We start from the raw sequence: 9,105 nt of genomic DNA, 5'->3' as shown, positions 1-9,105 counted from the left end.
TCGTGGCTAAAGAAAAATTTGATCGTTCCCTACCGCACGTCAACGTTGGCACCATCGGTCACGTTGACCACGGTAAAACCACTCTGACTGCTGCTCTGACTCGCGTTTGCTCCGAAGTATTCGGTTCCGCAATCGTTGATTTCGATAAAATCGACAGCGCGCCAGAAGAGAAAGCTCGTGGTATCACCATCAACACCGCGCACGTTGAATACAACTCGCTGATCCGTCACTACGCTCACGTTGACTGCCCAGGTCACGCTGACTATGTGAAGAACATGATCACCGGTGCTGCCCAGATGGACGGCGCAATCCTGGTTTGCTCGGCCGCTGATGGTCCGATGCCACAAACCCGTGAGCACATCCTGCTGTCCCGCCAGGTTGGCGTTCCGTACATCGTGGTTTACCTGAACAAGGCTGACCTGGTAGACGACGCTGAGCTGCTGGAACTGGTTGAGATGGAAGTGCGCGATCTGCTGAGCACTTACGACTTCCCAGGCGACGACACTCCGATCATCATCGGTTCTGCTCGTATGGCTCTGGAAGGCAAAGACGACAACGAAATGGGCACCACGTCCGTTCGTAAACTGGTTGAAACTCTGGACAGCTACATCCCAGATCCAGTTCGTGTTATCGACAAGCCGTTCCTGATGCCAATCGAAGACGTATTCTCGATCTCCGGTCGCGGTACTGTTGTAACTGGTCGTATCGAGCGCGGTATCGTTAAGGTTCAAGATCCACTGGAAATCGTTGGTCTGCGTGACACTACCGTCACCACCTGCACCGGTGTTGAAATGTTCCGCAAACTGCTCGACGAAGGTCGTGCTGGCGAGAACTGCGGCGTTCTGTTGCGCGGTACCAAGCGTGATGACGTTGAGCGTGGCCAGGTTCTGGTTAAGCCAGGTTCGGTTAAGCCGCACACCAAGTTCGAAGCTGAAGTGTACGTGCTGAGCAAAGAAGAAGGCGGTCGTCACACTCCGTTCTTCAAAGGCTACCGTCCACAGTTCTACTTCCGTACTACCGACGTAACCGGTAACTGCGAACTGCCGGAAGGCGTAGAAATGGTAATGCCAGGCGACAACATCAAAATGGTTGTCACCCTGATCAAAACCATCGCTATGGAAGACGGTCTGCGTTTCGCAATCCGTGAAGGCGGCCGTACCGTTGGTGCTGGCGTTGTAGCTAAAATCATCGAGTAATTATCTCTTCTGAGATAGCTCGATTTTTTGAGAAGGCCCCCGCTTAGCGGGGGCCTTTTTTATTGGGTTGACACCTATCTGGGGCGTCTATAGAATTGCGCCTCCTTTTAACGGGCGTATTGCGCTCGCTGGGAATAGCAGCCGGAGTCTGAAATCCAATGCAAAATCAGCAAATCCGTATCAGGTTGAAGGCTTTTGACCATCGCCTGATCGACCAATCCACCCAGGAAATCGTGGAAACCGCGAAACGTACTGGTGCTCAAGTGCGTGGTCCAATTCCACTGCCTACCCGTAAAGAGCGGTTCACCGTTCTGGTCTCCCCGCACGTCAACAAAGACGCGCGTGACCAGTACGAGATCCGTACTCATAAGCGCGTACTGGACATCGTCCAGCCAACGGATAAAACCGTTGATGCACTTATGAAGCTTGATCTGGCGGCCGGTGTGGAAGTACAGATCAGCCTCGGCTAAGACTTGGGTCTTAGTCGTGTAACGCTCTGAAATGGGCGGCCATAGCGGGTGAAAGCCCCGTACACTCATGAGGTTTACAACATGACTATTGGTGTAGTCGGTCGTAAATGCGGTATGACCCGTATTTTCACCGAAGAAGGTGTCTCCATTCCGGTCACGGTCATTGAGATCGAACCGAATCGCGTCACCCAGTTCAAAACTGAAGAAACCGATGGCTATCGTGCAGTGCAAGTCACTGTCGGCGAGCGTCGTGCTTCGCGCGTGACTGCTGCTCAAGCAGGTCACTTCGCTAAAGCAAACGTTGCAGCTGGTCGCACTGTTATGGAGTTCCGTCTCGAAGACGGCGACTACCAGGCTGGCGATCTGATCAACGCTGAAATCTTCGCCGCTGGTCAACTGGTTGATGTAACCGGTCAGTCCAAAGGTAAAGGCTTCCAGGGTACGATCAAGCGTTGGAATTTCCGTGGCCAAGACAACACTCACGGTAACTCCGTTTCCCACCGCGTCCCGGGCTCTATTGGCCAGTGCCAGACTCCTGGTCGTGTATTCAAGGGCAAAAAAATGTCCGGTCATATGGGCGCTGAGCGCGTGACCGTGCAGTCCCTCGAAGTAGTGCGCGTCGACGCTGAACGCAATCTGTTGTTGGTCAAGGGTGCTGTTCCTGGCGCTACTGGCGGCAACCTGGTTGTACGTCCAGCGGCCAAGGCTCGCGGTTAAGGGGAAGCTGACATGCAATTAAATGTAAATGACGCTCAAGCGATCGAAGTTTCCGAACTGACATTTGGCGGCGAATTCAACGAGACGCTGGTTCACCAAGCAGTCGTGGCCTACATGGCCGGCGGCCGTCAAGGTAGCAAGCAGCAAAAGACCCGTTCCGACGTACGTGGTGGCGGTAAGCGCCCTTGGCGTCAGAAAGGCACTGGCCGTGCTCGTGCCGGTACTATCCGTAGCCCAATCTGGCGTGGCGGTGGTACCACTTTCGCAGCTCGTCCACAGGATCACTCTCAGAAGCTCAACAAGAAGATGTACCGCGCAGCACTGCGCTCCATCCTTGCTGAACTCGTGCGTACTGATCGTCTGGTCGTGGTTCAGGACTTCGCTGTTGAAAGTCCAAAAACCAAAGATCTGCTGGGCAAACTGAACAACATGAGCCTGACCGATGTTTTGATCGTGTCCGAAGCTGTTGATCAGAACCTGTACCTGGCTGCTCGCAACCTGCCACACGTTGATGTACGTGACGTGCAAGGTTCCGATCCAGTTAGTCTGATCGCATACGACAAGGTGTTGATCACCGTGTCGGCCGTGAAGAAATTCGAGGAGCTGCTGGGATGAACCAGGAACGCGTATTTAAAGTTCTGCTTGGCCCGCACGTTTCCGAAAAGGCTACGGTTCTGGCTGACAAGAAAGGCCAGTTCGTTTTCAAGGTTGCAACTGACGCAACCAAGCTGGAAATCAAGAAGGCCGTCGAAAGCCTGTTCAGCGTGAAAGTAGAGCGTGTTACTACCCTGAATGTTCTGGGTAAGAGCAAGCGCACTGCTCGCGGTCTGGGCAAGCGTAATGACTGGAAGAAGGCAGTTATCTCCCTTCAGCCAGGCCAAGATCTCGATTTCAGCAGCAGTGCTGAGTAAGGAAGGGGTGCATCATGGCAATCGTTAAATGCAAACCGACTTCCCCTGGCCGCCGTTTTGTGGTCAAGGTGGTCAACCAGGAGCTGCATAAAGGCGCTCCTCACGCACCGCTGCTCGAGAAGAAATCGAAGTCTGGTGGTCGTAACAACAATGGTCGTATTACCACTCGTCACATCGGTGGTGGCCACAAGCAGCATTATCGTCTGGTCGACTTCCGTCGCAACGACAAAGATGGCATCGCTGCCACTGTCGAGCGTATCGAATACGATCCAAACCGTACTGCTCACATCGCTCTGCTGCTGTACGCAGATGGCGAGCGTCGCTACATCATCGCCCCTAAAGGCGTGAGTGCTGGTGACCAGCTGATCGCAGGTGCCCTGGCACCGATCAAGCCGGGCAACGCTCTGCAACTGCGTAACATTCCAGTTGGTAGCACCGTACACGGCATCGAATTGAAGCCAGGTAAAGGCGCGCAAATCGCTCGTTCCGCTGGTGCTTCGGCTCAGCTGATCGCTCGTGAAGGTGTCTACGTGACCCTGCGTCTGCGTTCTGGTGAGATGCGTAAAGTGCTGGCTGAATGCCGCGCGACCCTGGGTGAAGTCTCGAACTCCGAGCACAGCCTGCGTTCGCTGGGTAAAGCTGGTGCCAAACGCTGGCGTGGCGTTCGCCCAACCGTTCGTGGTGTTGCCATGAACCCGGTTGACCACCCACACGGTGGTGGTGAAGGTCGTACCTCTGGTGGTCGTCATCCGGTATCGCCATGGGGCTTCCCGACTAAGGGCGCGAAGACTCGTGGTAATAAGCGTACCGACAAAATGATCGTCCGTCGTCGCAAGTAAATAGAGGGATACGACAGTGCCACGTTCTCTGAAAAAAGGTCCTTTTATTGATCTTCACCTACTGAAGAAGATCGAAGTGGCGGCGGAAAAGAACGATCGCAAACCAGTTAAAACCTGGTCGCGTCGTTCGATGATCCTGCCACAAATGGTCGGTTTGACCATCGCAGTACACAACGGTCGTCAACACGTCCCAGTTCTCGTTAACGAAGACATGGTCGGCCACAAACTAGGCGAGTTTGCCGGTACCCGCACTTATCGTGGGCACGTGGCAGACAAGAAAGCCAAGCGTTAAGGGGTAAGGAAATGGAAGTAGCCGCTAAGTTGTCGGGCGCTCGAATCTCCGCCCAGAAAGCCCGCTTGGTCGCCGACCAGATCCGCGGGAAGAAGGTGGGCGAAGCGCTCAACCTGTTGGCTTTCAGCAGTAAGAAAGCCGCCGAGATCATGAAGAAAGTGCTGGAGTCGGCCGTAGCCAACGCCGAGCATAACGAAGGCGCAGACGTTGATGACCTGAAGGTCAGCACCGTTTTCGTCAACGAAGGGCGTTCGCTGAAGCGCATCATGCCACGTGCCAAAGGCCGTGCTGATCGCATCGTCAAGCGGTCTTGCCATATCACTGTCAAGGTTGCTGACAAGTAACGGAGTCGAAGAGATGGGTCAGAAAGTACATCCCATTGGCATTCGCCTGGGAATCGTCAAGGAGCACACCTCCGTCTGGTACGCAGACGGTCGGACTTATGCGGACTATTTGTTCGCTGATCTGAAGGTGCGTGAGTATCTCCAAGACAAACTAAAAAGCGCGTCCGTAAGCCGTATCGATATCCATCGTCCGGCCCAAACTGCACGTATCACCATCCACACCGCTCGTCCAGGTATCGTTATCGGGAAGAAAGGTGAAGATGTTGAGAAACTGCGTCAGGACCTGACCAAGCAAATGGGTGTGCCTGTGCACATCAATATCGAAGAGATCCGCAAGCCGGAACTCGACGGTATGCTGGTTGCGCAGAGCGTAGCTCAGCAGCTGGAGCGTCGCGTAATGTTCCGTCGCGCTATGAAGCGCGCTGTACAGAACGCCATGCGCATTGGTGCCAAAGGCATCAAAATCCAAGTGAGCGGTCGTCTCGGCGGTGCTGAAATCGCACGTACTGAATGGTATCGCGAAGGTCGTGTGCCACTGCACACCCTGCGTGCCGACATCGACTATGCCAACTACGAAGCTCACACCACTTACGGTGTGATCGGTGTAAAGGTTTGGATCTTCAAAGGCGAAGTAATTGGTGGTCGCCAAGAAGAACTGAAACCACAAGCACCAGCGCCTCGTAAAAAAGCTGCTAAGTAAGGGGTACGCCAAATGTTGCAACCTAAGCGTACGAAGTTCCGCAAGCAGATGACAGGCCACAACCGTGGTCTGGCTCAGCGCGGTAGCAAAGTCAGCTTCGGCGAGTTCGCGCTGAAGTCTGTAGCTCGTGGTCGTCTCACCGCTCGTCAGATCGAGTCAGCGCGTCGTGCTCTGACCCGTCACGTAAAACGTGGCGGCAAGATCTGGATCCGTGTATTCCCGGACAAGCCGATCTCCAAAAAACCTCTCGAGGTTCGGATGGGTAAAGGTAAGGGTAACGTGGAATACTGGGTAGCCCAGATTCAGCCAGGCAAAGTCCTGTATGAAATCGAGGGTGTTTCTGAAGAGCTGGCGCGTGAGGCTTTCGCCCTGGCTGCTGCAAAGCTGCCGCTCGCCACCTCCTTTGTTAAACGGACGGTGATGTGATGAAAGCGAATGAACTTCGTGAAAAATCCGCACAGCAGCTGAACGAGCAACTGCTCGGCCTGCTGCGCGACCAGTTCAATCTGCGTATGCAGAAAGCAACTGGCCAGTTGGGGCAGTCTCATCTGCTCTCGCAAGTTAAGCGTGACATCGCTCGCGTGAAGACTGTGCTCAACCAGCAGGCAGGTAAGTGATCATGGCTGAAGCCGAAAAGACTGTCCGTACGCTGACTGGCCGTGTTGTCAGCGACAAGATGGACAAAACCATCACCGTTCTGATCGAGCGTCGCGTTAAGCACCCGATCTACGGTAAATATGTTAAGCGTTCGACTAAGCTGCACGCGCACGACGAAACCAATCAGTGCCACATCGGCGACAAAGTCACTATTCGTGAAACTCGTCCGCTGGCCAAGACCAAGTCTTGGGCACTGGTTGATGTTCTCGAACGCGCTGTGGAAGTCTAAGGACTAGGGGTCGGAGAAATTATATGATTCAGACTCAATCCATGCTCGATGTGGCCGATAACAGCGGCGCTCGCCGCGTTATGTGCATCAAGGTGCTGGGTGGCTCCCATCGTCGTTACGCTGGTATCGGTGACATCATCAAGGTTACCGTGAAGGAAGCAATTCCTCGCGGTAAAGTGAAAAAAGGCCAAGTGATGACTGCTGTTGTAGTCCGCACTCGTCACGGCGTACGTCGTGCTGATGGCTCCATTATCCGCTTTGATGGCAACGCTGCTGTTCTTCTGAACAACAAGCAAGAGCCGATCGGCACCCGTATCTTTGGGCCAGTGACCCGTGAACTTCGTACTGAGAAGTTCATGAAGATCGTCTCGCTCGCCCCAGAAGTGCTGTAAGGAGATCCGACATGCAAAAGATTCGTCGTGACGACGAGATCATCGTGATCGCCGGCAAAGACAAAGGTAAGCGCGGTAAGGTGCTTAAGGTTCTCGCTAATAACCGTCTGGTTATCGGTGGTCTGAACCTGGTCAAGCGTCATACCAAGCCTAACCCGATGTCGGGCGTGCAGGGCGGTATCGTCGAGAAAGAAGCTCCGCTGGATGCTTCTAACGTCGCCATCTTCAACGGCGAAACCAACAAGGCTGACCGCGTTGGTTTCAAAGTAGAAGACGGTAAGAAAATTCGTGTCTTCAAGTCGACCCAAAAAGCGGTTGATGCTTGAACACTGCTAGGTAGATTAGACCATGGCACGACTACAAGAGATTTACCGGAAGGAAATCGCCCCTAAGCTTAAGGAAGAACTTAAGCTTGGGAACGTGATGGAAGTTCCGCGCGTTACCAAAATCACCCTGAACATGGGTCTGGGCGAAGCGATCGGCGACAAAAAAGTCATCGAGCACGCTGTTGCTGACCTGGAAAAGATCACCGGCCAGAAAGTCGTTGTGACTTACGCTCGGAAATCCATCGCTGGCTTTAAAGTCCGTGAAGGTTGGCCGATCGGCGTCAAAGTGACCCTGCGCCGTGAGCGTATGTATGAATTCCTGGATCGTCTGCTGTCGATCTCCCTGCCTCGGGTTCGCGACTTCCGCGGCCTGAATGCCAAGTCCTTCGATGGTCGTGGTAACTACAGCATGGGCGTGAAAGAGCAGATCATCTTCCCGGAAATCGACTACGACAAGATCGATGCTCTCCGCGGTCTGGACATCACCCTGACCACCACTGCCAAGAACGATGATGAAGGTCGCGCCCTGTTGCGTGCTTTCAAATTCCCGTTCCGCAACTGATTGGAGTAGGACCATGGCCAAGATGAGCATGAAAAACCGCGAGCTGAAGCGTCAGCTCACGGTTGCCAAGTACGCCAAGAAGCGTGCAGCACTGAAAGCAATCATCGTTGATCTGAACGCAAGTCCAGAAGCACGTTGGGAAGCTACAGTTGCCCTGCAGAAGCAGCCACGTGACGCAAGCGCTTCGCGCATGCGTAACCGCTGCCGCCTGACCGGTCGTCCACACGGCGTTTACCGCAAGTTCGGCCTTGGCCGTAACAAACTGCGTGAAGCGGCAATGCGTGGTGACGTACCAGGTCTGGTTAAAGCCAGCTGGTAAGTACTTTCAAAGTCCAGGCGGCTCGCATCGCAAGATACTGACCGCCGGTGACCTTGAATCTGGAACAAGCCCCTTTTGGGGCTTGTTTCATTTCCGGAGTGTGTCTAGAATACCCGGCTCGCCTGAGCCCGTGTTTTCTATGCTCGGAGATTCTCGGCGACATATGTAGCCGCAAGGCTAATTTTTTTGTATTAGGAGCGTCTAGCCCATGAGTATGCAGGACCCGTTAGCGGACATGCTAACTCGTATCCGTAATGCCCAGATGGCTGAAAAGTCCGTCGTAAGCATGCCATCTTCCAAGTTGAAGGTAGCTGTTGCCAAAGTCCTGAAAGACGAAGGCTACATTGCGGGTTATCAGATCAGCAGCGATGTAAAAGCACTGCTGTCCATCGAGCTGAAGTACTTCGAAGGCCGTTCGGTCATCGAGGAAGTGAAGCGCGTTAGCCGTCCAGGCCTGCGTCAGTACAAGTCCGCTGAAGATCTGCCGAAAGTTCGTGGCGGTCTTGGCGTGTCTATCGTCTCCACCAACAAAGGTGTGATGACGGATCGTGCTGCGCGCGCTGCCGGTGTCGGCGGCGAAGTTCTTTGCACTGTGTTCTAAGGGGGGATAAGCATGTCTCGCGTCGCTAAGAACCCCGTTAAGCTGCCAGCCGGTGTCGAAGTCAAATTCGCAGGCCAACAGCTTTCGGTGAAGGGTGCCAAGGGTACTCTTGAACTGAACATCCATTCGTCCGTTGAGATCGTTGAAGAAGCTGGTGAGCTGCGTTTCGCTGCTCGCAATGGCGATCAACAAACTCGCGCAATGGCCGGTACCACGCGTGCGTTGGTAAACAACATGGTCCAAGGCGTAAGCCAAGGCTTCGAGCGCAAGCTCCAGCTGGTCGGTGTTGGTTACAAAGCGCAAGCAAAAGGCACGGTTTTGAACCTGGCCCTTGGCTTCTCGCACCCAGTGGATTACGAACTGCCGGAAGGCATCACCGCTGAGACCCCTAGCCAGACCGATATCCTGATCAAGGGCATCGACAAGCAACTGGTAGGTCAAGTGGCTGCTGAGATCCGCGACTTCCGTCCACCAGAGCCGTACAAAGGCAAAGGTGTGCGCTACGCGGACGAAGTCGTCCGTCGTAAAGAAGCCAAGAAGAAGTAGGGCA

The 9,105-nt window shown here is 54.2% G+C and carries 18 protein-coding genes; all 18 read left to right on the top strand.

Features of this window, described 5'->3' with window-relative positions; genetic code table 11:
* Window positions 1–2 precede the first annotated feature (2 nt).
* On the top strand, window positions 3–1,196 hold the full coding sequence (gene tuf, locus M5B43_RS21490; RefSeq protein WP_003176426.1) for an elongation factor Tu: 1,194 nt from the start codon (window positions 3–5) through the stop codon (window positions 1,194–1,196).
* A gap of 158 nt (window positions 1,197–1,354) precedes the next feature.
* Window positions 1,355–1,666: a 30S ribosomal protein S10 gene (rpsJ, locus tag M5B43_RS21485; RefSeq protein WP_003186070.1), complete on the top strand. Its 312-nt coding sequence runs from the start codon at window positions 1,355–1,357 to the stop codon at window positions 1,664–1,666.
* Between the two features lie 81 nt (window positions 1,667–1,747).
* On the top strand, window positions 1,748–2,383 hold the full coding sequence (rplC, locus tag M5B43_RS21480) for a 50S ribosomal protein L3 (protein ID WP_003194649.1): 636 nt from the start codon (window positions 1,748–1,750) through the stop codon (window positions 2,381–2,383).
* A 12-nt stretch (window positions 2,384–2,395) separates the two neighbouring features.
* Window positions 2,396–2,998, top strand: a complete 603-nt coding sequence (gene rplD, locus M5B43_RS21475) for a 50S ribosomal protein L4 (protein ID WP_003176424.1) — start codon at window positions 2,396–2,398, stop codon at window positions 2,996–2,998.
* Window positions 2,995–3,294, top strand: a complete 300-nt coding sequence (gene rplW / locus M5B43_RS21470) for a 50S ribosomal protein L23 (protein ID WP_002555488.1) — start codon at window positions 2,995–2,997, stop codon at window positions 3,292–3,294. The genes rplD and rplW overlap by 4 nt, the downstream gene beginning before the upstream one ends.
* A gap of 14 nt (window positions 3,295–3,308) precedes the next feature.
* Window positions 3,309–4,133, top strand: a complete 825-nt coding sequence (rplB, locus tag M5B43_RS21465; protein ID WP_003186055.1) for a 50S ribosomal protein L2 — start codon at window positions 3,309–3,311, stop codon at window positions 4,131–4,133.
* Between the two features lie 16 nt (window positions 4,134–4,149).
* A complete protein-coding gene (gene rpsS, locus M5B43_RS21460; protein WP_002555486.1) occupies window positions 4,150–4,425 on the top strand; it encodes a 30S ribosomal protein S19 in 276 nt (91 codons plus the stop codon).
* 11 nt (window positions 4,426–4,436) lie between these two features.
* A complete protein-coding gene (rplV, locus tag M5B43_RS21455; RefSeq protein WP_003103908.1) occupies window positions 4,437–4,769 on the top strand; it encodes a 50S ribosomal protein L22 in 333 nt (110 codons plus the stop codon).
* 13 nt (window positions 4,770–4,782) lie between these two features.
* Window positions 4,783–5,469, top strand: a complete 687-nt coding sequence (gene rpsC, locus M5B43_RS21450; protein WP_003176422.1) for a 30S ribosomal protein S3 — start codon at window positions 4,783–4,785, stop codon at window positions 5,467–5,469.
* 12 nt (window positions 5,470–5,481) lie between these two features.
* On the top strand, window positions 5,482–5,895 hold the full coding sequence (gene rplP / locus M5B43_RS21445; protein WP_003176421.1) for a 50S ribosomal protein L16: 414 nt from the start codon (window positions 5,482–5,484) through the stop codon (window positions 5,893–5,895).
* Window positions 5,895–6,086, top strand: coding sequence for a 50S ribosomal protein L29 (gene rpmC / locus M5B43_RS21440; protein ID WP_002555481.1), 192 nt, complete (start codon window positions 5,895–5,897; stop codon window positions 6,084–6,086). The genes rplP and rpmC overlap by 1 nt, the downstream gene beginning before the upstream one ends.
* 2 nt (window positions 6,087–6,088) lie before the next feature.
* Complete coding sequence (gene rpsQ / locus M5B43_RS21435; protein ID WP_003176419.1) at window positions 6,089–6,355, top strand: 30S ribosomal protein S17; 267 nt, start codon at window positions 6,089–6,091, stop codon at window positions 6,353–6,355.
* A gap of 23 nt (window positions 6,356–6,378) precedes the next feature.
* Window positions 6,379–6,747, top strand: coding sequence for a 50S ribosomal protein L14 (gene rplN / locus M5B43_RS21430; RefSeq protein WP_002555479.1), 369 nt, complete (start codon window positions 6,379–6,381; stop codon window positions 6,745–6,747).
* Between the two features lie 11 nt (window positions 6,748–6,758).
* Window positions 6,759–7,073 carry a 50S ribosomal protein L24 gene (gene rplX / locus M5B43_RS21425; protein WP_003176416.1) on the top strand — a complete coding sequence of 105 codons (315 nt, stop codon included), beginning with the start codon at window positions 6,759–6,761 and terminating at the stop codon, window positions 7,071–7,073.
* Between the two features lie 22 nt (window positions 7,074–7,095).
* Complete coding sequence (gene rplE, locus M5B43_RS21420; protein ID WP_003194642.1) at window positions 7,096–7,635, top strand: 50S ribosomal protein L5; 540 nt, start codon at window positions 7,096–7,098, stop codon at window positions 7,633–7,635.
* Window positions 7,636–7,648: 13 nt separating this feature from the next.
* Window positions 7,649–7,954 carry a 30S ribosomal protein S14 gene (gene rpsN / locus M5B43_RS21415; RefSeq protein WP_003176414.1) on the top strand — a complete coding sequence of 102 codons (306 nt, stop codon included), beginning with the start codon at window positions 7,649–7,651 and terminating at the stop codon, window positions 7,952–7,954.
* A gap of 208 nt (window positions 7,955–8,162) precedes the next feature.
* Window positions 8,163–8,555, top strand: coding sequence for a 30S ribosomal protein S8 (gene rpsH, locus M5B43_RS21410; RefSeq protein ID WP_010206883.1), 393 nt, complete (start codon window positions 8,163–8,165; stop codon window positions 8,553–8,555).
* A gap of 12 nt (window positions 8,556–8,567) precedes the next feature.
* Window positions 8,568–9,101 (top strand): 50S ribosomal protein L6, encoded by a 534-nt coding sequence (gene rplF / locus M5B43_RS21405; RefSeq protein ID WP_003176412.1) that lies wholly within the window; start codon window positions 8,568–8,570, stop codon window positions 9,099–9,101.
* The last annotated feature ends 4 nt before the right edge of the window (window positions 9,102–9,105 follow it).

The sequence above is a fragment of the Pseudomonas sp. MWU15-20650 genome (assembly GCF_023242475.1).
Taxonomy (GTDB): Bacteria; Pseudomonadota; Gammaproteobacteria; order Pseudomonadales; family Pseudomonadaceae; genus Aquipseudomonas.
This window is presented reverse-complemented; position numbering and strand designations above follow the sequence as displayed.